The organism is Sphingomonas zeae (genome assembly GCF_014197135.1).
Classification (GTDB): Bacteria; Pseudomonadota; Alphaproteobacteria; order Sphingomonadales; family Sphingomonadaceae; genus Sphingomonas; species Sphingomonas zeae.
Map to the genome: position 1 here is coordinate 126,991 of NZ_JACIFA010000007.1, position 24,167 is coordinate 151,157.

At 67.0% G+C, this 24,167-nt stretch carries 20 protein-coding genes, 2 tRNA genes and 1 pseudogene; 12 read left to right on the plus strand and 11 right to left on the minus strand.

Annotated features, from left to right (window positions below; all coding sequences use genetic code 11):
• Nucleotides 1-24: 24 nt before the first annotated feature.
• Nucleotides 25-642 (minus strand): FMN-dependent NADH-azoreductase, encoded by a 618-nt coding sequence (locus GGR45_RS11845; protein ID WP_175311918.1) that lies wholly within the window; start codon nucleotides 640-642, stop codon nucleotides 25-27.
• 86 nt (nucleotides 643-728) lie between these two features.
• Here GGR45_RS11845 and GGR45_RS11850 point away from each other — a divergent pair, with 86 nt between their 5' ends.
• Together GGR45_RS11850 and GGR45_RS11855 are read left to right on the plus strand one after the other, a co-directional pair.
• Nucleotides 729-1,106 carry a winged helix-turn-helix transcriptional regulator gene (locus tag GGR45_RS11850; RefSeq protein ID WP_175311917.1) on the plus strand — a complete coding sequence of 126 codons (378 nt, stop codon included), beginning with the start codon at nucleotides 729-731 and terminating at the stop codon, nucleotides 1,104-1,106.
• 145 nt (nucleotides 1,107-1,251) lie between these two features.
• Nucleotides 1,252-1,466: pseudogene (locus GGR45_RS11855) on the plus strand (IS3 family transposase); the annotation flags it as partial.
• Nucleotides 1,467-1,555: 89 nt separating this feature from the next.
• On the opposite strand, the gene GGR45_RS11860 reads toward GGR45_RS11855, so the two are convergent.
• Nucleotides 1,556-1,631, minus strand: a tRNA-Thr gene (locus GGR45_RS11860).
• Between the two features lie 148 nt (nucleotides 1,632-1,779).
• Here GGR45_RS11860 and GGR45_RS11865 point away from each other — a divergent pair.
• Nucleotides 1,780-2,610, plus strand: a complete 831-nt coding sequence (locus tag GGR45_RS11865; protein ID WP_175311916.1) for a hypothetical protein — start codon at nucleotides 1,780-1,782, stop codon at nucleotides 2,608-2,610.
• A 92-nt stretch (nucleotides 2,611-2,702) separates the two neighbouring features.
• Nucleotides 2,703-7,304: an NAD-glutamate dehydrogenase gene (locus tag GGR45_RS11870; protein ID WP_175311915.1), complete on the plus strand. Its 4,602-nt coding sequence runs from the start codon at nucleotides 2,703-2,705 to the stop codon at nucleotides 7,302-7,304.
• Between the two features lie 514 nt (nucleotides 7,305-7,818).
• Here the strand turns inward: GGR45_RS11870 and GGR45_RS11875 are convergent.
• On the minus strand, nucleotides 7,819-9,609 hold the full coding sequence (locus tag GGR45_RS11875; RefSeq protein ID WP_175311914.1) for an aminopeptidase P family protein: 1,791 nt from the start codon (nucleotides 9,607-9,609) through the stop codon (nucleotides 7,819-7,821).
• Between the two features lie 128 nt (nucleotides 9,610-9,737).
• Here GGR45_RS11875 and GGR45_RS11880 point away from each other — a divergent pair, with 128 nt between their 5' ends.
• The gene (locus GGR45_RS11880; protein ID WP_217497992.1) at nucleotides 9,738-10,838 is read left to right on the plus strand and encodes a glycoside hydrolase family 43 protein; all 1,101 of its coding nucleotides are present in this window, start codon (nucleotides 9,738-9,740) and stop codon (nucleotides 10,836-10,838) included.
• A gap of 331 nt (nucleotides 10,839-11,169) precedes the next feature.
• Here the strand turns inward: GGR45_RS11880 and GGR45_RS11885 are convergent, their stop codons facing one another.
• Nucleotides 11,170-11,346: a hypothetical protein gene (locus tag GGR45_RS11885; RefSeq protein WP_175311912.1), complete on the minus strand. Its 177-nt coding sequence runs from the start codon at nucleotides 11,344-11,346 to the stop codon at nucleotides 11,170-11,172.
• A gap of 109 nt (nucleotides 11,347-11,455) precedes the next feature.
• Nucleotides 11,456-11,529, minus strand: a tRNA-Gln gene (locus GGR45_RS11890).
• Nucleotides 11,530-11,700: 171 nt separating this feature from the next.
• On the opposite strand from GGR45_RS11890, the gene GGR45_RS11895 reads away from it, so the two are divergent.
• Both GGR45_RS11895 and GGR45_RS11900 read left to right on the plus strand, forming a co-directional pair.
• Nucleotides 11,701-12,744, plus strand: a complete 1,044-nt coding sequence (locus GGR45_RS11895) for a Ppx/GppA phosphatase family protein (RefSeq protein ID WP_175311911.1) — start codon at nucleotides 11,701-11,703, stop codon at nucleotides 12,742-12,744.
• Nucleotides 12,741-13,436 (plus strand): RlmE family RNA methyltransferase, encoded by a 696-nt coding sequence (locus GGR45_RS11900; protein WP_175311910.1) that lies wholly within the window; start codon nucleotides 12,741-12,743, stop codon nucleotides 13,434-13,436. The genes GGR45_RS11895 and GGR45_RS11900 overlap by 4 nt, the downstream gene beginning before the upstream one ends.
• Before the next feature lie 424 nt (nucleotides 13,437-13,860).
• On the opposite strand, the gene GGR45_RS11905 is transcribed toward GGR45_RS11900, so the two are convergent.
• Entirely contained in the window at nucleotides 13,861-14,223 is a 363-nt protein-coding gene (locus GGR45_RS11905) for a response regulator (RefSeq protein ID WP_175311909.1), read from the minus strand.
• Between the two features lie 64 nt (nucleotides 14,224-14,287).
• Between GGR45_RS11905 and GGR45_RS11910 the strand changes: the two genes are divergently transcribed.
• From GGR45_RS11910 to GGR45_RS11925, 4 genes are all read left to right on the plus strand, one after another.
• Nucleotides 14,288-14,530: a DUF3572 family protein gene (locus GGR45_RS11910; protein WP_175311908.1), complete on the plus strand. Its 243-nt coding sequence runs from the start codon at nucleotides 14,288-14,290 to the stop codon at nucleotides 14,528-14,530.
• Nucleotides 14,527-15,153 carry an HAD family hydrolase gene (locus tag GGR45_RS11915; protein WP_175311907.1) on the plus strand — a complete coding sequence of 209 codons (627 nt, stop codon included), beginning with the start codon at nucleotides 14,527-14,529 and terminating at the stop codon, nucleotides 15,151-15,153. The genes GGR45_RS11910 and GGR45_RS11915 overlap by 4 nt, the downstream gene beginning before the upstream one ends.
• Before the next feature lie 33 nt (nucleotides 15,154-15,186).
• Nucleotides 15,187-15,654: a RidA family protein gene (locus GGR45_RS11920; protein ID WP_175311906.1), complete on the plus strand. Its 468-nt coding sequence runs from the start codon at nucleotides 15,187-15,189 to the stop codon at nucleotides 15,652-15,654.
• A 214-nt stretch (nucleotides 15,655-15,868) separates the two neighbouring features.
• A complete protein-coding gene (locus tag GGR45_RS11925) occupies nucleotides 15,869-16,999 on the plus strand; it encodes a GNAT family N-acetyltransferase (RefSeq protein WP_175311905.1) in 1,131 nt (376 codons plus the stop codon).
• A 163-nt stretch (nucleotides 17,000-17,162) separates the two neighbouring features.
• Here the strand turns inward: GGR45_RS11925 and GGR45_RS11930 are convergent, their stop codons facing one another.
• From GGR45_RS11930 to GGR45_RS11940, 3 genes are read right to left on the minus strand one after another with little or no spacing between them, the layout of a single operon-like run.
• The gene (locus tag GGR45_RS11930; RefSeq protein WP_246358192.1) at nucleotides 17,163-18,827 is read right to left on the minus strand and encodes a hypothetical protein; all 1,665 of its coding nucleotides are present in this window, start codon (nucleotides 18,825-18,827) and stop codon (nucleotides 17,163-17,165) included.
• Between the two features lie 9 nt (nucleotides 18,828-18,836).
• Nucleotides 18,837-20,402: a hypothetical protein gene (locus tag GGR45_RS11935; RefSeq protein WP_175311904.1), complete on the minus strand. Its 1,566-nt coding sequence runs from the start codon at nucleotides 20,400-20,402 to the stop codon at nucleotides 18,837-18,839.
• A 32-nt stretch (nucleotides 20,403-20,434) separates the two neighbouring features.
• Nucleotides 20,435-21,655 carry an argininosuccinate synthase gene (locus GGR45_RS11940; RefSeq protein WP_175311903.1) on the minus strand — a complete coding sequence of 407 codons (1,221 nt, stop codon included), beginning with the start codon at nucleotides 21,653-21,655 and terminating at the stop codon, nucleotides 20,435-20,437.
• A gap of 159 nt (nucleotides 21,656-21,814) precedes the next feature.
• Between GGR45_RS11940 and GGR45_RS11945 the strand changes: the two genes are divergently transcribed.
• On the plus strand, nucleotides 21,815-22,180 hold the full coding sequence (locus GGR45_RS11945) for an EF-hand domain-containing protein (protein ID WP_175311902.1): 366 nt from the start codon (nucleotides 21,815-21,817) through the stop codon (nucleotides 22,178-22,180).
• A 238-nt stretch (nucleotides 22,181-22,418) separates the two neighbouring features.
• Here the strand turns inward: GGR45_RS11945 and GGR45_RS11950 are convergent, their stop codons facing one another.
• Together GGR45_RS11950 and GGR45_RS11955 are read right to left on the minus strand one after the other, a co-directional pair.
• A complete protein-coding gene (locus GGR45_RS11950) occupies nucleotides 22,419-23,786 on the minus strand; it encodes an ammonium transporter (RefSeq protein WP_175311901.1) in 1,368 nt (455 codons plus the stop codon).
• Nucleotides 23,787-23,802: 16 nt separating this feature from the next.
• On the minus strand, nucleotides 23,803-24,141 hold the full coding sequence (locus GGR45_RS11955; RefSeq protein WP_175311900.1) for a P-II family nitrogen regulator: 339 nt from the start codon (nucleotides 24,139-24,141) through the stop codon (nucleotides 23,803-23,805).
• Between the last annotated feature and the right edge of the window lie 26 nt (nucleotides 24,142-24,167).

The following is a 24,167-nucleotide window of genomic DNA, read 5'->3' on the forward strand; positions in this document are numbered from 1 at the left end:
CATCCTCCTTTCGTTGCCCGTACTTCAGGCGGCCTTTTCCAGCACGGCGTGAAGGTAGGCTTCGGTGGCGGCGATCGCGGCTTGAGCCGCCTCGGGTCCGAAGACGGTGCCCTCCACCCGGACGATTTCAACGTCGCTCAGACCGATGAAGCCCAACAGGTGGCGCAGATAGCCGGTCTGGAAATCAAAGGCAGCCCATTCGCCTTGCGAAAAGACGCCGCCAGCGGCGGTAACCAAATAAACCTTCTTGCCGCTCAGCAGGCCGCGCGGGCCAGCCTCGTCGTAGCCGAAAGTGACGCCCGGCCAGGTGATATGATCGAACCACGCCTTGAGCTGCGACGGCGGGCCGAAATTGATCATGCCCGAACCTAGGACGATGATGTCGGCGGCTTTCACCTCGTCAACCAGCGCCTGGGCCAGGCCGACTGCCTCGACTTGATCGGATGTGCGTGCCTCGGCTGCCGCGACCCGGCCGTCGATATAGGCCCGGGTGATATGCGGCGGCGGATTGGCGGCGAGATCGCGAGTAATCAGCGTTGCACCAGAACGTGCCTTGAGGCGCTCCGCGGTCTCGCTGGCAAAGCGGCTGGACAAGCTTGCGGTGCCGCGGGGGCTCGAGGTTACGAGCAGGATATTGGTCATGGTTGCTCCAAGGGTAACGAGGCGGTAACTAATTGTTACCGACGCTATTAAAGTGACCATTCAGCCCCTCGCAAGAAGGCACTCTCATGACACTTGGTGACATGGATTTTCCTACCCCCGGCCCCGGACACGACTGCCGCATGGTGCGGGAGATCCTGGATCTCGTCGGGGACAAGTGGAGCCTCTACATCATCGCGTCGCTCAAGGACGGGCCGGTGCGCTTCAACGAACTACGTCGTCGTATCGATGGCATCTCGCAGCGCATGCTGACGATCACGCTGCGGGGACTCGAACGCAATGGACTGGTGAGCCGGACCTTGTTTCCCACAATCCCGCCGCGGGTAGAGTATGAGTTGACGGATGTCGGGCGGTCATTGCTCGAACCGGTCATGGCGCTCACCCTTTGGGCAAATGCCAATCAGCTCAATATCCAGCACGCTCGCGCCCGATATGATGCGAGCTGAGCCACGACCGGTATTGGGAAGGGAACCATCGCCACCATGAGCTCGAACGGCAGGGATACCATAGGTAGCGGAAAGGATGGTGTTGGCCTCATCACGGGTGAAGTCCCGTTCCCGCAGCTTGGCCTTACGAGGCACCCGAACAGCAACGGTCAAGGAAGCGACCGTCAAACGCTTCCACTATGAGAGCCACGACCAGCTCCGGACGCACCTCGCTGACTTCATGGCCGCCTACAACTTCGCCCGCAGGCTCAAGACCCTCAGCGGTCTCACCCCCTACGAATACATCGCCAAGATCTGGACTCACAGCCAGACCGGTTCATCATCGATCCGATCCACCAGAGGCCGGGACTGAACACCTAATGAAATTGCTGTGAGGGAACGGGCAGGGCAGCGCTCCGCCAACGGGGAGGGCTAAATCTCTATAAAAACAGATTTTTTATGGAGAGAGATGGTGCCGCTTACAGGACTCGAACCTGTGACCCCCGCATTACGAATGCGATGCTCTACCAGCTGAGCTAAAGCGGCCCGTATCGTGAACCGGCTGGTGTCCGGTCAGGTGGGCGCGCTTAACAGTTCGGGTGGGGGCTGGCAAGCGGCTTATGAACGGGTCAGGCGATCTTTACGGGTGATTAACTATGTCCGGGCATGACAGGGCATGGCCAGGAAGACCGTCATGAACCGCGAACCCCAGCATCCGCCCCCCCTTCCCCCGGAGCATCCAGCGGGTGAGCGATCCGCCGAGCACGGACGCCCCGGGGCAGCGGAGGATGCGCTGTTGCGGCTGGGCGGGGTGGAGCGGCGGCTCCATGCGCGCGCCTATCACCATTGGGTCTCGCTATCGGGGGCGGCGCGGTTTCCCTCGATCCGGGCGCTGGACACCGAGGCGATCGGGGATTTCGCGGCCAATTCGGTGCTGTTGGATTTTCGGGGCGACCGGATCGATCCCGCGATCGCCTATCTTGGTCAGGCGCTGCGGGACGAGTGCGGCACGGTGGCGCGGCCGACGCGGATCGGGGAGTTGCCCGAGGCGTCGCTGCTGGGGCGGCTGACTCGGCATTTCGACCATGTGCTGGCCGATCAGGTGCCGACCGGGTTCGAGGCGGAGTTCGTCAACGCGCGCGGACGGATGACGCTGTATCGCGGCATCCTGCTGCCCTATTCGTCCGACGGGCTGATGATCGACTTCATCCACGGTGTCCTGAGCTGGAAGGAACTGGCCGATCCGCTGTTACAGGCGTCGCTCGATTCGGAACTGATCGATTCGGCCGCAGTGGCCACTCAGGTGCCGCCGCCCGGCTCCGCCGCTGCCCTGTGGAATCAGCCGGACTTCGAAAGCGACGCAGCCCCAGAGGCTATCGCTCACATCGCCTGGCCCACCCATGCGCGGCCGGGTACGCCGATCGTGTTGGTCGGGCGCGTGGCCGAAGATGGTAGCGTTGCCATCACCGGATCGGTGGTCGGCGATGCACGATTGGCCGACAGGGTATTGCGCACTTCGCAATGAAAATTGCGCTGCGGCGCAACATCTTTTCTCGCGCCGCAGAGGGTTGAGCGGCGCGAAAGCCCGGCCTAGGACTTGCCGCTATGGCACCGAATATGTCGCATCCGATGGCCGACGCGATTGCCGCGCGGCTGACCCAGGGCGCCCTTCCGGCGGAGTTGCAGGGGTTCGGCCCCGCGGAGGTGGCTGCGGCAGCGGCCTTCGTTGCGGGGGTGGCCCAGCAGCGCGCGCTGGGCGAGCCGTCGATCGCGCTGGAGCCGATGTCGGGCGACGACACGCACCGCCGGATGCGCCTGGCCATCGTCAATGACGACATGCCCTTCCTGGTCGATTCGATCGCGGCAATGGTCGGCGCAGACGGCATCGCGATTGACCGCGTCATCCACCCCGTCCTGCCCGTCACCCGCGATGCCGAGGGACAGCTTCAGGCGATCGGCGCGAGCGGAAAGTCCGAATCCTTCATCTATCTGGAAATGGAACGCGCCGATGCGCGCGACCGGCGCGGCCTGATCGACGATCTGCGTGCAGTCTTGGCCGATGTGCGCGCCGCCGTGGTCGACTGGTCGGGGTTGCAGGACGCGCTGGCCGCCGACGCCACTACGCTGGGCGAGAAGAATGGCGAGGGTGCGGCGCTCCTTTTGTGGTTCCTGAACGGCAAGCTGACGCTGCTCGGCCATGAGAAATGGTTCGAGGATGGCCGCGCCGCGCCCGCGTTGGGCATTGCGCGCACGCCGCACAAGGTGCCGCTGCTCGCCGATATCTCGCGCCAGCGCGCGCTCGACTATTTTGTCGAGGGCGGTGCCGCGCCGCTCTTGCTCAAGTCCAACGCGATCTCGACCGTCCATCGCTCGGTGCCGCTCGACCTGGTGCTGGTGCCCGTGATCGAGCAGGGCCGCGTCGTCGGCCTGTCGATCCATGCGGGGCTGTGGACCAGCGCCGCGCTCGCCAGCCCGCCGCATGAGGTGCCGGTGCTGCGCACGCGGCTCGCCGCGCTGCAGGCCAAGTTCGGATTCGATCCGCGCGGCCATACCGGCAAGGCGCTGACCCATGCGCTGACCGCGCTACCGCATGATCTGGTGACGGCTTTCCCGGCCGAGGCGCTGGAGCAGCTGGCGCTGACCGCCATGTCGCTGGCCGATCGTCCGCGCCCCGAGCTGGTGCTGATCCGATCGGTGTTGCAGCGGCATCTCTTCGCCTTTGTCTGGCTGCCGCGCGATGAGCTGACCACCGCGCGTCGCGTCGCGATCGGCGACATGCTGGGCGAGGCCGCTAATGGCTCGCTGCTCAACTGGTCGATCGCGCTGGAGGACGGCGTCGTCGCGCTGATCCGCTATACGATCGACCTGCGGCAGGACGGCCGCCTGCCCGATACGGCGGCGCTGTCCGAGCGGCTGCGCAAGATGGTGCGCGGCTGGATGCCCGATGTCGAGGCGGCGCTGGCCGAGCAGGTGCCCGCGCCCCGTGCGGCGCGCCTTGCGCTGCGCTGGGCCAATGGCTTCCCGACCAATTACCGCAATGTCAGCGATGCGGCCGAAGCCGCCGCCGACATTCTGCGCCTGTCCGCGCTGGAGGACGAGAATAGCCGTTCGGTCCGCCTGTTCCCGGTGCAGGCAGGGCAGGACCGCCAGCTGAAGATCTACAAGCTGAACGGCGCGTTGCCCTTGTCGGATGCGGTGCCGGTGCTGGAGAATTTCGGCTTTCGCGTGATCGGCGAGTTGCCGACGCGGCTGCGCGACGATGCCGATCCCTTCGTCCACGACTTCATCGTCGAGACCGAGGCGACGACCGAGCCCAAGGGCGCAGCGGTGCTGGAGGGCGCGATCGCGGCCGTGCTGGAGGGCGCGGCGGAGAATGACGCGTTCAACCGCCTGATCGTCGATGTTGGGCTCAGCCCGCAGGCGGTGGTGCTGTTCCGCGCCTGGTTCCGCTATCTGCGCCAGGCGGGGCTGCCTTATGGCCTGACCACCGTGGTCGACGCGCTGCGCCGGGCGCCCAAGCTGGCGACCGCGCTGATCGAGCGGTTCACCGCCGCGCATGACCCGAAGGCGAAGGGCGATATCGCCGCCGCCGATGCGGCCATCGCGGCGGGGCTGGATGCCGTGTCGGCGATCGACGACGACCGTATCCTGCGCAGCTTCCGCGACATGATCGCGGCGACCCTGCGCACCAACGCCTTTGCCGAGGCGGGCAAGGAGGCGCTGGCGTTCAAGCTGGACAGCCACAAAATTCCGGGGCTCCCCGCACCGCTGCCGTGGCGCGAGGTCTGGGTCTATTCCCCCCGCGTCGAGGGTATTCACCTGCGCGCCGGACCCGTCGCGCGGGGCGGTCTGCGCTGGTCGGATCGTCGCGATGACTTCCGCACCGAAATCCTGGGCCTGATGAAGGCGCAGCGGGTGAAGAACGCGGTCATCGTGCCGACCGGCGCGAAGGGTGGTTTCTACCCGAAGCAGCTGCCCTCGCCCGTCACCGACCGTGACGGCTGGGCCGCCGAGGGCAAGGAAAGCTACCGCGTGTTCATCCGCGCTTTGCTGTCGATCACCGACAATATCGTCGAGGGTGCGGTGGTGCACCCGGACGGCGTGCGGGTGCTGGACGGCGAGGACCCCTATTTCGTGGTCGCCGCCGATAAGGGCACCGCGACCTTTTCCGACGTGGCCAATGCGCTGGCGCTGGAGCGCGGCTTCTGGCTGGGCGACGCCTTCGCCTCCGGGGGCAGCCAGGGTTACGACCACAAGGCGATGGGCATCACCGCCAAGGGTGCCTGGGTGTCGGTGCAGCGCCACTTCGCCGAGCGCGGTGTGGACGTGCAGACGCAGTCCATCCGCGTCGTCGGCTGTGGCGACATGTCGGGCGACGTGTTCGGCAACGGGATGCTGTTGTCCAAGGCGATCAAGCTGGTCGCGGCGTTCGACCATCGCCACATCTTCTTGGACCCCAATCCCGATCCCGCGACCAGCTGGGATGAGCGCGCGCGCATGTTCGCGCTCCCCCGGTCGAGCTGGGCGGATTACGACACCAGCCTCATCTCACCCGGCGGCGGCGTCTTCCCGCGTTCGGCCAAGACGATCCCGCTATCGGACGAAATCCGCGAGGCGCTGGGCATCACCGCCACTTCGCTGGAGCCGACCGCGCTGATCTCGGCGATCCTGAAGGCCCCGGCCGACCTGCTCTGGTTCGGCGGTATCGGGACCTACATCAAGGCGGCGGCGGAGAATAACGTCCAGGTCGGTGATCCGGCGAACGACCGCCTGCGTGTCGATGCCGAGGATCTGCGCGTCACCGCCATCGGCGAGGGCGCCAATCTGGGCGTGACCCAAGCCGCGCGCATCGCCTTTGCCGAGCGCGGCGGGCGGATCAACACCGACTTCATCGACAATTCGGCGGGCGTCGACTGCTCGGATAACGAGGTCAACATCAAGATCGCGCTCAACCGCGAGATGATCGAGGGCCGTCTGGCGGAGGGCGATCGCAACACGCTGCTCGCCTCGATGACCGATGACGTGGCGCATATCGTGCTGGAGGATAACCGCCTCCAGACGCTGGGCCTGTCGATCGCCGAGGCGGACGGCGCGGGCGCGATGCCGAGCTATGTCCGCGTCATCGAAATCTTCGAGAGCGCCGGGCGGCTCGACCGCGCGGTCGAGGGGCTGGGCAGCAACGACGTGCTGCTGCGGCGCGGGCAGGACGGCATCGCGCTGACCCGACCCGAGCTGGCGGTGCTGCTGGCGACGGCCAAGCTGACCTTGCAGGACGCGATCGAGAACAGCGCGCTGGCGCTGGACGACGAATTGCGCCCCGATCTGCACGCCGCCTTCCCGCCCGCGATGCGAGAAGCATTCGGCGAGGCGATCGACCAGCATCGCCTGCGCGGCGAGATCGTCGCGACCAAGCTCGCCAACCGGATCGTCAACCGGATGGGCATCCTCCATCCGTTCGAACTGGCGGAGGAGGAAGGCGCGGCGATGGCCGATATCGCGGCGATGTTCGTCGTGGTCGAGCGACTGTTCGACCTGCCCGCGCTGTGGACCGCGATCGAGACAGCGGCGATGCCGGAAGCGGCGCGCATCGCGCTGTTCGACGAGGTGGCGCGCGCGACTCGCTCGCAGATCGCCGATCTGTTGCGCGCCATGCCGGCGGGCACGGCCCCGGGCGCAGCGCTGGAGCGGTTGCAGCCGGGCATCGAGCGGCTGGCGGCGGAAACGCCCGCGCTGCTGCGCGACGAGGCCAAAGCGCAGAGCGCACGCGTCGTCGCCACGCTGGAGGAAGCCGGAGCTCCGGCCGATCTGGCGGCACAGGTGGTGCGCGTGTCCGAACTCGACGGTGCGGTGGGGCTGGCCGATCTGGGCCAGCGGCTGTCGCTGGACGAGACGCGGCTGACCCATGCCTTTACCCGTCTGGGTCAGGCGCTGGGCCTCGACTGGGCGCAGGGACAGGCGGCGCGGATCAACCCCAGCGATCCGTGGGAACGCCTGCTGATCGCCGGCCTCGCGCGCGATTTCCAGCAGCAGCGGCTCGACTTCCTCGGCCGGGCAGGCGCGACCGATCCTGAAGCGGCGGTCGAGGCGTGGCTGGAGCGCAATGCCGCACGGGTCGGCCAGTTCAAGGCGGTGATCGACCGCGCGCGCTTGGCCGCCCAGCCCAACGCCGCGATGCTGGCCCAGATCGCGGGGCAGGCGCGAGTGCTGCTGGGGCGGTAAGGGGGCAATCCCTCTTCTGTTCCCCGGCGAAGGCCGGGGTCCAGTTCCTGTTTCGTTGAAAGCGCGAGACGCCGCGTGGGAGGCTCCTTCCGCGCGGCGTTTCTTGTTCACGCGAAGCCGCGATGACGCGAAGATTGATTTCGCGCGGAGACGCGGAGGCGCGGAGAAGAATTGTTCGCGCAGAGGCGCGGAGGACGCAGAGAGGTTTAGAGCAGGATGACATTGACTTGAATCGGCGCAAGCCCCTCCCCTTCAGGGGAGGGGTTGGGGTGGGGCCTCACAACAGGCCGCACGCTGGCGGAAGCGCCCCACCCCCGGCCCCTCCCCTGAAGGGGAGGGGGAGTTCATCTCATGTCGTCCTGCTATAAAGCCGCGCGCAGCGCCCTCTATTCCTCAGCGCCCGAGATAAGAGGGCCGCTGGCGCGGCGGGCGAGACACCTCCGCGCCTCCGCGCCTCCGCGCGAACCACCCTTCCTTCTTCTTCGCGTCCTCGCGGCTTCGCGTGAACCAAAAATCAGATCGCCGCACACTTCTCCAGCAACCAGTCCCGATCCGCACCCTCCAGCTCCGACGCCAGAACCTCTGCAACCCGCGTATGATACGCATTCAGCCAGTCCCGTTCCTCGACTGTCAGCAGGTCCGCCACGATCAGCGTCCGCTCGATTGGGCACAGGGTCAGCGTCTCGAAGCCCAGCATGTCGCGGTCCGCGCCCGCGATCTCGCGCGATTCGACCAGTACCAGATTCTCGATGCGGATGCCGTACTCGCCCGCCTTGTAATAACCCGGCTCGTTGGACAGCATCATCCCTGCGCGCAGCGGCTCCATTGCCGCCCCGCCGGGATAGTTGGGCGCGGCTATACGCTGCGGCCCCTCATGCACCGACAGATACGCGCCGACGCCGTGGCCGGTGCCGTGCGCGTAATCCAGCCCGACCTCCCAGAGCGGCCGCCGTGCCAGCGAATCCAGATGCCCGCCGAGCGTCCCGTCCGGGAAGACGGCGGTGGCCAGGCCGATATGCCCCTTCAGAACGCGGGTGAAGCGATCGCGCATCTCGTCCGTCGGCGCACCGATCGGCATGACGCGGGTGATGTCGGTGGTGCCATCCTGATACTGCCCGCCGGAATCAATTAGGAACAGCTGACCCAATTCGATCGCTGCGTTCGACTCCTCGGTGACGTGATAATGCGGGCTGGCGCCATGTGCGCCGGTGGCCGAAATGGTCGAGAAGCTGGTATCCTTGAGCAACCCGGTCGCCTCGCGGCACGCCAGCAATTGCGCGGCGGCGGACAGCTCGGTCTGGCCGCCCTTGGGGCACTCCAGTTCGACCCAGCGGAGGAAGCGCACCATCGCCGCGCCGTCACGGACCGAGGCGGCGCGGTGACCGGCGACCTCGGCAGGGTTCTTGATCGCCTTGGTCAGCACAACCGGATCGCGAAGCGCCAGCACCTTGGCCCCGCCCGCCTCCAGTCCTAGCGCGATGGCAGCGACCGCACGCTCGGGGTCCGCGACCACCCGCTTGCCCGCAAAGCCGGTCAGATAGCCCGCGAACGCTGCGCGCTCGTGTAGCCGCACCGCATTGCCCAGATGCGCGCGGACCTCCGGCGTGATCTTCTCCGGCGCGATGAACAGGTCGGTCTCGCCATCCGCATGGACGATCGCATAGGACAGCGCGACCGGCGTATGCGCGACATCGGTGCCGCGCACGTTAAGCGTCCAGGCGATCGAATCCAGGGCCGACAGCACCACCGCGTCGGCACGTTGCTCGGTCAGCCATTCGCCGATCCGCGCACGCTTGGCCGCCGAGCTTTCGCCCGCCACCGCCTCATCCTGCACCGTCAACACGGCGGCCGAGGGGGCGGGACGGTCGGTCCAGATCGCGTCGATCGGATTGGCCGTGACGGCGACCAGTTCGGCCTCGCGATCGGCCAGCGCGGCCGCCATATCGGCGACCTGCTGGCGCGTGTGCAGCCACGGGTCATAGCCGATCCGCTGCCCCGCCGCCGTCTCGCGGCCCAGCCAGGCGGCCACGCTGTCCTGCGGCACGGGGATATAGGCATAGTCGTCGCCCGACACCTGCTCGCGCACCTGCAGCGTATAGCGTCCGTCGGTGAAGATCGCCGCCTTGTCGCGAAGCACCACCGCCGACCCCGCCGACCCGCCAAACCCGGTCAGCCAGCCCAGCCGCTGCGCATAGTCGCCGACATATTCGCTCATATGCTCGTCGGTCAGCGGCACGACGAAACCGTCGAGCCCTTGCGCGGCCAGTTCGGCACGGAGAGCGGTGAGGCGGGCGGAATAGGACATGGTACGGCCTGACAGAAATGGAAACGGGGCCGGTCTAGCCCCCCGCCAGCACAGCGTCGAGCCCGTCGGGCCTTGCCGAATTTGTCAGACGATATACGGTCGGAGCCATGGCAGCGAGCGAGGTTTCCGTGACGATCGATCGGCGAAGCATCCTGTTGGGGGCAAGCGCGGCGGCGCTGATCGGTGGCATGGCGCGCGCTGCCCAGCCCGACGCCTTTGACCCCGGCGAGGTGTGGAACGATGTCAGCGGCGTCGCGATCAATGCGCATGGCGGCGGCCTGCTGCGTCATGGCGGACGCTGGTGGTGGCATGGCGAGCACAAGACGGCAGGCGAGGCGGGCAATACCGCGCTGGTCGGCGTCCATGCCTATAGCTCGGCCGATCTGGTGAACTGGCGCGACGAGGGCATCGCGCTGCCCGTATCGGACGATCCGGCAAGCCCGATCACGCGCGGCTGCATCCTGGAGCGGCCCAAGGTCGTCTATAACCGCCGCACCCGCCAATTCGTGATGTGGTTCCATCTGGAGCTGAAGGGGCGCGGGTACGGCGCGGCGCAGGCGGGCGTCGCGGTTGCCGATCGACCGCAGGGGCCGTTCCGTTTCCTGCACGCTGGCCGCGTCAATCCGGGCATCTGGCCCGCCAATGCGACGGCCGAGGACAAGGCGCCGGACACCACCCTGGCCCGCGACTTTTCGGGCGGGCAGATGGCGCGTGACATGACGATCTTCGTCGATGGCGACACCGCCTGGCATATCTATGCCTCGGAGGAGAATGCGACGCTCCAGATCGCGCGGCTTGCGCCCGACTGGACCCGACATGACGGCTATTATGTCCGCGCGTTGCCCGATGGCGGCAACGAGGCCCCAGCGCTCTTCAAGACCAAGGGGCGCTATTACATGTTCGCCTCCGGCCTGACGGGATGGCGGCCCAATCCGGGGCGGGTCTATGTCGCGGACAAGGTGACGGGGCCGTGGCGCCCGCTGGGAAATCCGGTGCGCGGAAGCGAGGAGGACCGGAAGACGACCTTCCATTCGCAGTCCACCTTCGTCCTGCCGCTGCCGCCGGAGCGACCGGGAGCGGAACCACGCTTCATCTTCATGGCCGATCGCTGGCGGCCGGAAATTGCGATCGACGGACGCTATGTCTGGCTGCCGGTGGAATGGGAGGGCGAGACCCCGGTGCTGCGCTGGCGCGATCGCTGGACGCTGGTGGATGGCTGGAAGGCCTGACGTCCGCACGCGCTGAACGACGTTGAGCGCACGCACCGAGGGTGCGGCACCGGCCCCCTGATACGGCTTTGCGGGATCGGCCTTCAGCCCCGGCCAAATCGGGGGACCGGCACTGACGCACCACCTCACGCATCCGGCATAACGTCGCGGCATCGAGACCAAGGCCCTTCAGCCAGCGCCCGCTCCTATGCTCCTCGCCGAGTTCGCCCAGGTCGGCAACGGCGTGGCCGATCGTCATCCGGTTGGCCGGCCCCCCTACGCCCGGCGACAAGGAGAGGCGCCGCTTTGACTCATCATTCTGTCCGCGTCATCGGATCAGGAGCGCGGGGGCTTAGCGGGAAGGACGGGACTTCACCAATGCGATGATCGAGAGGGAGCAGGCGGCGATAGCGAGCACGAACCCGCCCAATGCCGCCCATAGGCCGACCGTCAGGCCGCCCAGCCAGCCGCCGATCACCAGACCGATCAACGGCAGGATGAACAGCAACAGGCATCCGATCACGACCATGACGGGGTCAACTGTGCCGCGCCGCGCCCGGTTCCGCGCGGAATCAGCAACGAAACCCGCGTCACGCGATCGGCGACGGGGCGAAGAAACCGGCCATGTCAGGAAAATCTGGATGCCCCGTGAGGATTCGAACCTCAATTAACGGAGTCAGAGTCCGTGGTCTTACCTTTAGACGACGGGGCATCGAACAGGGGCGTGCCTCTAGGCGGGCGAATCAACGGTGTCAACCCGATTTCCGCAATGGTGCCCGTCGCGCGTCTTGTCGCGGCGGTGCCGACTCGCTACCTTGATGCTCAAGCACCGGCGAACACTCATGTTCGTGACGGATAGAACAGAATAAAGCGAGATACGGCGATGGGGGATGTTCCCACCCGAAGGCCGTACCGGCAGGCCAAGCCCCCTGCCCGTCCGGCACCCCCCCGGCCCCAGCGTGGCCGGTGGTCGGATGCGCAGGCCTATGCCGCGCTCGACCTTGGTACCAACAATTGCCGGCTGCTGATCGCGCGGCCGCAGGGCGGCGGCTTTGCGGTCGTCGACGCCTTTTCGCGGATCGTCCGGCTGGGCGAGGGGCTGGCGACGACCGGCCGCCTGTCCGACGCCGCGATCGACCGCACCATCGCCGCGCTGCGCGTCTGCGCCGACAAGCTGAAGCGCCGCAACGTCACTTTGTCGCGCGCCGTCGCGACCGAAGCGTGTCGCCGCGCCGCCAACGGCCCCGCCTTCATCGCGCGCGCGCTGGCCGAGACGGGGATCCATCTGGACATCATCTCGGCCGAGGAAGAGGCGCGGCTGGCGGTGCTCGGCTGTCATGCGCTGATCGAGCCGGGCGAGGACCCCGCGCTGATCTTCGACATTGGCGGCGGCTCGACCGAGCTGGTGCTGGTCGACACGCATGGACCTGCCCCGCGCATCCTCGACTGGCATTCGGCGCCCTGGGGCGTCGTGTCGCTGACCGAAAGCGCGGGCGGTGGCGAGGGCGAGGCCGGGCGGTTGGCCGCCTATGCCCGGATGCGCGACATCGTCGCGGACAGCTTCGCCGACTTCGCCGCGCGCCTGCCGAGGAACCTCAAGCGCCCCCGGCTGCTCGGCACCAGCGGCACGGTGACGACTTTGGGCAGTGTCCATCTGGGGCTCAGCCATTATGACCGCAACGCCGTCGACGGGCTGATCGTGCCCACGGCCGCGATGCGCGCGATCAGCGCCGATCTGTCGCGCAAGAGCCTGTCCGCGCGCGGCAAGGTGGCGTGCATCGGTCCTGAACGCGCCGATCTGGTGGTGGCGGGCTGCGCCATCCTGGAGACGATATTGGACCTCTGGCCCGCCGAGCGGCTAGGGATCGCCGACCGCGGGATTCGCGAGGGAATCCTGCGCCGTTTGATGGGAATCGCCAGACCGTGAGCAGAGGCAATGCAGGGCTGCACCAGCGCGTGCGCACCGCCCGGAAGCGCACCGCCCAATCGACCCGCTGGCTCGAGCGCCAGCTGAACGACCCTTATGTCCGCCGCGCCAAGGCGGAGGGGTATCGCAGCCGCGCCGCGTACAAGCTGATCGAGCTGGACGAGCGCTTCGGCTTCCTGCGCGGCAAGAAGCGGATCATCGACCTCGGACTGGCACCGGGCGGCTGGAGCCAGGTGGTACGGCGGCAGGTGCCGAACGCCAGCGTGGTCGGCATCGACCTGTTGCCGGTCGATCCGATCGACGGCGTCACCATCTTCGAGATGGACTTCATGGACGACGCCGCGCCCGATCGCCTGATGGAGGCGCTGGGCGGCGCACCGGACCTGGTGATGTCGGACATGGCGGCCAACACCGTCGGCCATCCGCAGACCGATGCGCTGCGCACCATGGCGCTGGTCGAAACCGCCTTCGCCTTCGCCTGCGACGTGCTGTCGCCCGGCGGCGTGTTCGTGTCGAAGGTCTTTGCGGGCGGCGCCGATTCGCAACTGGTCGCCGAGATGAAGCGCCACTTCGCCACCGTGAAACACGCCAAGCCGCCGTCGAGCCGCAAGGGTTCGGTGGAATGGTTCGTGGTGGCGCAGGGGTTCAAGGGGCGCAAGGCGACGGTGGTGGAGGATGATTCAGAAGCCTGAGGGTGGGGCGGCGGGGTCCGCTGTCGCGCCATTGCGGACACAGCGTTTCCATGATCAAAAGCCTGATGCCCGACGCGCCAATCAAGACGGATATTGATCAACGTCCCTTCCAAAGTCGCCGGATCAGCGGCCCGTTAATGCTTGGCCTGTTGACCGTGCCGTTAGTGTTCGGGTGGTTCCTGGCTCGGCGAGGATATGGGAACAGCACGAGAATAATCGTTTCCGTCTATGCCTCGCTGGGGCTGGCTGGCTCGATCTTGTCTTCTTTGGGATAGCTGCGTTGTCAGATTCCCATCCGGGCAGACCGCCTGTTCCCACCCCCCGTTCAGCCTGAGCGCAGTCGAAGGCCACGGGATAACGCGTGCCGCATAGGTCCGGGACGTGCACTTCGACTTCGCTCTGTGCGAACGGAGGGAAGCACCCTTCACAACAACCCGTTCACCGCCTCCATGAACCGCATCAGGCTGATCGGCTTGGACACGTAGGAATCCGCCCCCGCTGCGCGGATCCGCTCCTCGTCGTCGCGGCCCGCATAGGCGGTCACCGCCATCACCGGGATGCGGCGCAACTCCTCGTCGGCCTTCATCTCCAGGATCAGCTCATAGCCGGTGACATGCGGCATCTGGATGTCCATGATGATGAGGTCGGGCTGCACCTCGCGCGCGCGCGCCACCGCTTCGCGCCCGTCGCGCACCGGCTCGGCGATGAAGCCGTGCACGCGCAACAGGTCGCAGAAGAGTTTCAGATTGAGTTCGTTGTCCTCGACAACGAGCACCTTTCTTGTCACGCGGTCTCCACCATTACGACGGACACGATAGGCAATGCCCGGACCGGATACAATCGAACCCGCAATGGCCCTGGCGCTGCGGGCGCTCATATGGACGCTGCAAAGCCCGTCGCGCGCCGAACGGCTGCTCGCGCTGACCGGCCTGTCGGTCGAGGAACTGCGCGGCGGGGCGGGCGAGCCGGGCGTGCTGGCGGCGATCCTGTCGTTCCTGGAGGGCCATGAGGCGGACCTGATCGCCTGCGCCGAGGATTTGGACGTTCGCCCCGAGGCGCTGGTTGCCGCCCGCCGGACGTTGGAGACCGCATGAAGCCTTTATTGATCTGTGACTGTGACGAGGTGCTCGTCCACATGGTGCGCCACTTCCGCAACTGGCTGGACGAGTCGCACGACATCGACTTCGCGATCGATCGCCACGATTTCTTCGGCGCGATGACGCGGCGGAACGGCGGCCCCGCCTTGAGCCAGGCCGAGGCCTGGGATCTGCTGCACGGTTTCTTCCCCAGCGAGATGGACCGCCAGACGCTGGTGCCCCACGCCGCCGAGGCGCTAGCCGCCCTGGGCCAACACGCCGACATCGTCATCCTGACCAATTTGATCGAGGAATGCCGCACGCCGCGAATCGAGCAGCTGGCGCGCTTTGGCATCCATCACCGGGTCCAATGCAACAATGGCGGCAAGGGCGAGCCGGTGGCCCGACTCGTCGCCGAGCATGGCAACCCCGTCACCGTCTTCGTCGACGATCTGCCGCAACATCACGCCTCGGTCGCCGACCATGCGCCGCAGGTCCACCGGCTGCACATGGTCTCGGAGCCGGAAATGGCCCCGCATGTACCGCCCGCCCCGCACGCCCATGCGCGGATCGACGACTGGCGCAAGGCGGAAGGCTGGATCGCCGCGCGCTTCGCCGAGGGGCGCCCCGCCACGGCTTGACGAAAACGGGGCGAGCGCGCCATGTCTCGCCCCATGACTACGCATATCGATCGCGCGCTCGAGCAGCTCGGCCTCACCCTGCCGGAGGCTGCCGCCCCCGTCGCCGCCTATGTCCCCGTCGTCGAGGCGGGCGGGCTTCTCCACATTTCGGGCCAGTTGCCCTTTGTAGACGGTCAGCTCGTCACCGGACGACTGGGCGATGGCGTCTCGCTGGAGGACGGGCAGAAGGCGGCGCAGGCGTGCGGCCTGATGCTGGTCGCGCAGATCAAGAAGCATCTCGGTGGCGACCTGAGCCGCGTGAAGCGGATCGTGAAGCTGGGCGTGTTCGTGAACTCGGCCGGTGACTTCACCGACCAGCCCAAGGTCGCCAATGGCGCGTCCGAACTGATGGTGTCGCTGTTCGGCGAAGCGGCCGGGCGTCATGCCCGCTCGGCGGTCGGCGTGCCGGTGCTGCCGCTGGGGGCGGCGGTCGAGGTGGACGCGATCGTCGAATTGGCGTAACTGGGAAAGTCCGTGAGTACGTAGCTTGCGGCCTTCCCTCCCCCATCCCCTCCCGCCTGCGGGAGGGGCGCGTTGTTTGGCCAGTTTTGGGATTCCTCGCTAACCTCTGGCCGCTCCCCTCCCGCAAGCGGGAGGGGATGGGGGAGGGCCTTCGCCACCAGCCACCCACTCGCCCCCTTGTTCCACCCCATCCCACACCGCATATCCACCCGCGATGACCACCGCCGTCGCGCGTATCCTCTCCGGCGTCGCCGCCCTGTCCCCCGACCAGTGGGACGCCTGCGCGGGCACGGCAAACCCGTTCGTCTCCCACGCCTTCCTGACCGCCTTGGAGGAGTCGCACAGCGTCGGCGGCCGCTCCGGCTGGACGCCTGCTCCCATCGTGATCGACGGCCCCGACGGACACCCCGCCGCCATCGCCCCCGCCTATCTGAAGGCGCATAGCCAGGGCGAATATGTCTTCGACCATGGCTGGGCCGACGCCTGGGAGCGCGCGGGCGGGCGCTATTACCCCAAGCTCCAGATCGCCGCGCCTTTCTCGCCGGTGCCCGGCCCCCGACTGCTGATGCGCGATCCCGCCTTCGCGCCCGCGCTGATCGCGGCGATCGAGGCGGTGACCGACCAGAGCGAGCTGTCCTCGGCGCATGTGACGTTCGTCGCCCCCGACCAGCTGCCGCATTTCGAGGCGGCGGACTGGCTGATCCGCGAGGGGGTGCAGTTCCACTGGCGCAATGACGGCTATCGCAACTTCGACGACTTCCTGGACGCGCTCGCCAGCCGCAAGCGCAAGGCGATCCGCAAGGAACGCGCCGCCGCCGTCGAGGGACTAACCATCCGCCATCTGTCGGGTGACCAAATCCGCCCCGAGCATTGGGACGCCTTCTGGGTCTTCTATCAGGACACGGGCAGCCGCAAATGGGGCCAGCCCTATCTGACCCGTGCCGCCTTCGACCGGATCGGCGAGCGGCTGGGCGACAAGGTGCTGCTGATCCTGGCCGAGCGCGACGGGATACCGATCGCGGGCGCGCTCAACCTGATCGGGGAAGACACGCTCTATGGCCGCTATTGGGGCGCGGTCGAGGAGGTGCCCTTCCTCCATTTCGAGCTCTGCTATTATCAGGCGATCGACGCCGCCATTGCGCGCGGGCTGGCGACCGTCGAGGCGGGCGCGCAGGGCGAGCACAAGCTGGCGCGCGGCTATGTGCCCGTGCCAACCTGGTCGGCGCATTATATCCCCCACCCCGCCTTCCGCCGCGCCGTCGCCGAGTTCGTGACCCGCGAGCGTCAGGCGATCGAGGCAGAGAGCGAGTATCTGGGCGAGCTGACCCCATTCCGCCGGGGCTGAGGCGCAGAGCGGGATCAGATCGCCTTGGAGTAATACGAGCCCCTCCCCTTCAGGGGAGGGGTTGGGGTGGGGCCTTTCCACAAAGGCCGCGCATGCGGGTACGCCCCACCCCCCGGCCCCTCCCCTGAAGGGGGGGGGTGGGTTTATCTCAGATCACCCTGCCTTAATTGTCGTCCTGGTCTGCCGTGGCCTTGCGCCGGGCGGGCGCTCGCTTTTCTTCCTCGGGCAGCGGGCGGCTGAGCAGTTCATAGGCCGCCGGGTCGATGATCGGACGGCGATCGTCGATCCTGTAAAGCACGTCGCGCCCCGACCGCCAGATCGGCGTCAGCCCACGCGTCAGCGCCTCGTCATAGCGCGGCGCATGGACTAGCCAGACATAGTCGAACGCATCGCGCGGCAGCAGCTTCAGCGCGGTATCGACCGGCCGCCACCATTGCCCGCGACAACGCCGCTGGGTGACGATTTCGGACGGGTCATGCGCGAACCGCTTGGCGGGGGCGTAGCGCACCGTCAGCAGCTGTCCGCCCGCCATCGACCATTGGTCATTGGCATAGGCCAGCTTGCGCTCCAGCGCGAGACCCGCGACATGCTCCAGCCGGCTCGACGGCCAGACATCGGCGCAATATTGGCGGCCGACAAAGGTCAGCAACCGCGCACGCGGCGGTACATGATCGAGCGCGGTGAGCACCCGGTCATAGTCGTTGCTGTACATCACATAGCTGACCGTGGTCGCCGCGATCCGCACCCCGAAGAACGCCAGACCCACGACCGCCAGCGTCGACGCGCCGCGCAACGACAACCCACGCCGGGGACGCAGCGCGATCAACGCGATGGCCAGGACATAGGGGGCGAGGCGCATATCGGCATAGGCCGAGCCGAAGACGACGCGCGGCAGCAGCAGATAGACGACGAACAGGAACGCCGCCGACAGCACCAGATTGCGCGAATATTCGACCCGCTCGTCGCGCACGCCCTTGAGCAGAACGAGGAACAGCACCGTCACCGAGGCGAGGTCGAACGCCATCCAGCGATCGCGCAGCACCATCGTGATCCAGTTGATCTTCCAGCGCCAGTTGAACCAGTCGCCAGTCTTGCCGGTCACATCCGCACCCGAACGCCACAGCACCATCAGCACCATGGGCAGTGCCAGCGGGATACAGCCCAGCCCGGCATGGAAGGCCGACTCGGCCCAGCCCTTGAGTCCCTGCGCACCCTTGGCACGGCGGATGTCATGCTGGCGGATCAGCTCGGCCGAAAAGGCCAGCACGCCCAGCACGCCCCAGCCAAAGGTATGCGCGACCCACAGGATGCACGACAACGGCACGAAGAGGAGCGCCCGCAGCTTTACGGCGCCCAGCCGCCCCATGCGCAGCCACAGCGCGAACAGGTTCAGCGCCAGCGCCATCGCCAGCGCGAAGTTCACGAAACCGAACTGGACGGGATAGCTATAGGCCAGCGGCAGCGCGAACAGCGCGGTCGCCGGGATGCGCCCCTGCACCTCGCGCGCGATCCACAACAGGCCGGTCACGGTCAGCACCGGAATGGCGATCACGATCAGCTTGACCGCGAGTTCCAGGCCGAAGATCGGCGCCAGCGGCTCGATCAGCAGGTCGATGCCCAGATTGCCGATCATCTGCCATTCGAAGCGGTACCAGTGCGCCAGCCAGGGCTGATGCGCATATTCCAGCTGGACGCGGTAGCGCCCCATATGCCCCGGCAGGTCGACCAGCGGCGGCACGGTGGGCCAGATGAGCGGCACGGCGGCGAGCAGCGCCATCGCCGCCACGAACCACCGCGTCTGCCACCAGTTGAGCTTTCCCCCATTCATGCCGGTCGCCTAGCGGATCGAAGGGGCGTCCGACAAGCATCGGCCGCGACGAACGCGATAGACGGCGGATTTGCCCTGCGCCCACACCGGGGTCAGATCGGGCGACCGGGCACGCCCATCGGGAAAACCAATCGTCCAAACGGCGTCGAAGGTGCATCGGTCGAAGTCGCGGATCGCATCCTCGAAGTCGGTCGGTCCTCCGCCGCTGTCGGGAGGAAAGACCAGCGAGGACGGATCGCGGTCGAACCGCCCGGCACCGGGCAGACGGGGCTGGATCAGATGCTGGCCGGGCACCGTCCACTGGCCGTTGGTGAACACGCCCATACGCACGACCGCGACACCCCCGATATGGGTCAGCCGGGGCGCATCCCAGCGCGACTCGGCGCTTACATTGGTCAGGACCAGCACCGTGCCGCCCGGCGGCAACGCCGCGATGGCCCGCCATTCGCGATCCTGCCCCTGCGCCAGTTCCGCAAAGGCGATGGTCGTGCCCGCCAGCCTTGCGACGAAAAAGATGGTCGCGACGATCGCCAGTCCGCGCCCCATCCGTTCCGTACTCACCTGGACCGAGAGCAGCGCCAGCATCACCGCGGGGGCCAACATCCGCATGTCGAGATACGCCCCGCCGCGGAACAGATAGGGCAGGACGAAGAAGACGAGAAAACCGACCGCGGCGGGCACACCCAGCACCGGCCGGATCGATAGGGCGCGCGACCGGACCACGACATAGGCGAAGAACGACAAGCCTATCACCGCCGCCAGATCCCACGCCATCCAGCGCTCCTGGAACAGCGTCATGATCCAACGCAGCTTGTACCACAGGAACCAGCGCCCGGTTTCTCCCGCGACCTGATCCCCGCCCGACCGGATCATCCACAAGGCGGGCAGCGCCATCGGTGCGACCGCTGCCCCGGCACGCAGGACGGCAGCGGGCCAGCGCCGCCCCTGTTCGACCAGCCGCCCGGCCTCCATGCCGAAGACATAGGCGACCAGCAGCGCCCAACCGAGCGCATGGACCAGCCACAAAAGCGGCGCCAGCAGCGCGAACAGGATGAGCCGCCCCGCTGCGCCGTCGGTGCGCGCCATCCGCAACCACAGCGCCATGGCCAGGAACAGCAATCCCTGCGCCAGACAGAAGTTGACGAAGCCCATTTGGAAGGCCGGGCCATAGGCCAGCGGAAAGGCCAGGATCGTACTGGCGGGCATCCGGCCATGGGCGGCACGCGCCAGCGCGATCACGCCCGCCACGGTCAGCGGTGGAATGGCCGTGACTACGAGCTTGCCGGCTGGCTCCACGCCCATGGCGAAGGCGTGGTGCAGCGCGAGCACGATCGCCTCGACGCCAAGATTGCCCACCGCTGCCCAATGCACCGCGTAATAGCGGGCCAATGGCCCCTGCCCCGCCTCGGCAAGGATGCGATAGCTCGCGAGATGGTCGCCCATATCGCCCAGTGGCGGCACTACGGGCCAGACCAGCGGGATCGCCGAGGCTAGCACGCACAGCAACAAGAAGGGGCGGGACTGCCACCACAGCCCCGCCCCCTGGCTAGTCGTTCCGTCCCGTTCGCAATCCATGACGATGGCTCCCAGCGGGACGAAGGATCGGATCAGTCGCGGTCGCGGCGGCCGAGCAGGCGCAGGCGCAGCGCGTTCAGCTTGATGAAGCCCGCCGCGTCGCGCTGGTCATAGGCGCCCTGATCGTCCTCGAAGGTGACGACCTTTTCCGAATAGAGGCTGTAGGGCGACTTACGGCCCGTGACGTTGCAGCTGCCCTTGTACAGCTTCAGGCGAACGGTGCCGGTCACCTTTTCCTGGCTGTAGTTGACGGCGGCCTGCAGCATCTCGCGCTCGGGGCTGAACCAGAAGCCGTTATAGACCAGCTCGGCATAGCGCGGCGCCAGTTCGTCCTTCAAATGCGCGGCGCCCCGGTCGAGCGTGATCTGCTCGATGCCGCGATGCGCCAGCGCATAGATGGTGCCGCCCGGCGTCTCGTACATGCCGCGGCTCTTCATGCCGACGAAGCGGTTCTCGACCAGATCGAGGCGGCCGATGCCGTGGCGACGGCCCAGCTCGTTCAGCTTGGTCAGCAGCGTGGCGGGCGAGCAAGCCTCGCCGTTCAGCGCGACGCCGTCGCCCCGCTCGAAATCGATGGTGATGACCTCGGGCACGTCGGGCGCGTCTTCCGGGTTGACGGTGCGCGAATAGACATAATCGGGGACCTCATCCCACGGATCCTCCAGCACCTTGCCCTCGGACGATGTGTGCAGCAGGTTGGCGTCGGTCGAGAAGGGTGCTTCGCCACGCTTGTCCTTCGACACCGGGATCTGGTGCGCCTCGGCGAACTCGATCAGCTTGGTGCGGCTGGTCAGGTCCCATTCGCGCCACGGTGCGATGACCTTGATGTCAGGGTTGAGCGCGTAATAGCCCAGCTCGAAGCGGACCTGGTCGTTGCCCTTGCCGGTCGCGCCGTGGCTCACCGCGTCGGCGCCCACCATCTTGGCGATCTCGATCTGGCGCTTGGCGATCAGTGGCCGCGCGATCGAGGTGCCGAGCAGGTACAGCCCCTCGTACAGCGCATTGGCGCGCATCATCGGGAAGACGTAATCCTTGACGAACTCCTCGCGCAGATCGTCGATGAAGATATGTTCGGGCTTCACGCCCGCCATCTCCGCCTTCTTGCGCGCGGGCTCCAGCTCTTCGCCCTGGCCCAGATCGGCGGTGAAGGTCACGACCTCACAGCCATAATGCTGCTGCAGCCACTTGAGGATGACGCTGGTGTCGAGGCCGCCCGAATAGGCGAGGACGACGCGCTTGATATCTTCGCTCACGGCAAAGTCCTTCAGGATGGGGATGGATTTGCCCCGCGCCCTATGCGCTGCGGCCCCTCCACGCAACCTTAGCTTAGCCTCGTTCCCCCTCTCGTTCATTGCGCCGACAGCCAAAGGCCGTCAGGAGCGGCCATGATGTCCCGTTCAGGAGTCTCGTTGATGACCCGTTTCCTCGTCGCCGGCCTGATCGCCGCCACGCTGACCGCGCCCGCCATGGCGCAGGACACCCGCGCGTCCGCCGCCGCCAAATTCTCGCGCGAGTTCAAGGCGCGCGACACCAATCATGACGGCGTGCTGACCAAGGCCGAGGTGAAGGCCGCGATCATGAAGATGGGCAACGGCAAGAAGCAGATCGATGCCGTCCATGCCCAGCGGCTGACCGACCTGTGGTTCGGCAAGGCCGATGCCAACAAGGACGGAAAGGTGACCGAAGCCGAAGCCCAGGCACTGCTGTCGCGTACGTTCGACGAGTATGAAGCGGCCAGGGCGGCACAGGCGCAACAGGCGGGGCCGAAGGGTCGGTAAGGGACGGCACTACCCCCTTAGCCTGTCCCCCAACTCCGTTCAGCCTGAGCGAAGAAGGCCACTCCCTGCCCTCTCGGCAACCGCGTCCCGTGCACTTCGACTTCGCTCAGTTCGAACGGAGGTTGGGCCTTCCTCTCCCCACACACAAAAAAGGCCCGGTGCGTTGCCGCACCGGGCTTAGGTCGTCCGCAGGAGGAACGTCGTGGGGTGCGGGGGTTCTTGTCGCCCCCGCTCCCGATCAGTTGTAGGCGCGCTCGCCGTGCTCGCCGAGGTCGAGGCCTTCCTGCTCGACTTCCTTCGAGACACGCAGGCCGGTCAGAGCCTTGGCGACATACATGGCGATGACGGTGCCGATGGTGGCCCAGACGATCGTGGTGGCGACCGCGCCGAGCTGGACCAGCAGCTTCGAGCTCATGACATAGTCGGCCGCACCCGGACCGCCGAGCGAGGGCGCATAGACCACGGCGGTACCGATCGCGCCGATCATGCCGCCGATGCCGTGCACCCCGAAGGCGTCGAGTGCGTCGTCATAGCCCAGCTTGGGCTTCAGGACCGACACCGCGTAGAAGCAGACGACGCTGGCGATGGCGCCCAGCACGATCGCGCCGAACGGACCCGAATTGCCCGCCGCCGGAGTGACCGCGACCAGACCGGCCACGATTCCCGAGCAGAAGCCCAGCGCCGAGCCCTTATGCCCCGCCAGACGCTCGGCGAGCATCCAGAACAGGCCGCCGCTGGCGGTCGCGACGAAGGTGTTGATCATCGCCAGACCCGCCGAGCCATTGGCCTCCAGCGCCGAGCCGGCATTGAACCCGAACCAGCCCACCCAGAGCAAACCCGTACCCACGCCGGTCAGCGTCAGCGAGTGCGGGGGCATCGGCGTGGTCGGATAGCCGATGCGCTTGCCCAGGATCAGCGAGGCGACCAGTGCCGAGACACCGGCGTTGATGTGGACCACGGTGCCGCCCGCAAAGTCGAGCGCGCCCGCCTTGAAGAACAGGCCCGACGACGCCCAGACCATATGTGCGATGGGGAAATACACGATGGTCAGCCACACCGCGACGAACGCCATGACCGCCGAGAACTTCATCCGCTCGACCACCGAGCCCAGCACCAGCGCGGCGGTGATCGCGGCGAAGGTCATCTGGAAACAGATGAAGACATATTCGGGGATCTCGACGCCGGCTGTGAAGGTCGCCGACTTGCTGGCGGGCGTGACGCCCCTCAGGAACGCCTTGCCGAGCCCGGAGATGAAGTTGGACGCGCCCCCCGACACGTCCGGCCCGAAAGCCAGGCTATAGCCGTACATCACCCAGATCAGCATCGCGAGACATGCGGCCGCGCCGATCTGGGTCATGGTGGACAGCATGTTCTTGGCGCGGGTCAGGCCGCCATAGAACAGCGCCAGGCCGGGCAGGATCATCATCATGACCAGCACGGTCGAGGTGAGCATCCAGGCGGTGTCGCCCTTGTTCACCGTCGCCGCCGGAGCGGCGCTGGCGGGCGACTGGAGCGCGGCGGCATCCTGCGCCCAGGCGGGCAACGCGACGAACAGCGTCAGGCCAAGGCCCGCTGCGCCGGTCGCCAATTTGGTGACATGCTTCATCGAAATCCCCCCTTGCTCAGAGTGCCGATTCATCGGTTTCGCCGGTGCGGATGCGCACGGCCTGGCCGACATCGAGCATGAAGATCTTGCCGTCGCCGATCGCGCCGGTGTTCGCGGCGGACTGGATCGATTCGACGACGCGGTCGGCGATCTCGGACGCGCAGACGACTTCGACCTTGATCTTGGGCACCATGTTGGTGCTGTATTCGGCCCCGCGATAGATTTCGGTCTGGCCCTTCTGCCGCCCGAACCCCTTCACTTCGGTCACCGTCATGCCCGCCACGCCCAAGGTGGTCAGTGCCTCGCGCACCTCGTCGAGCTTGAACGGCTTGATGATAGCGATGATCAGCTTCACCCGCGCCCCCTTTGCGTTACCCGTAG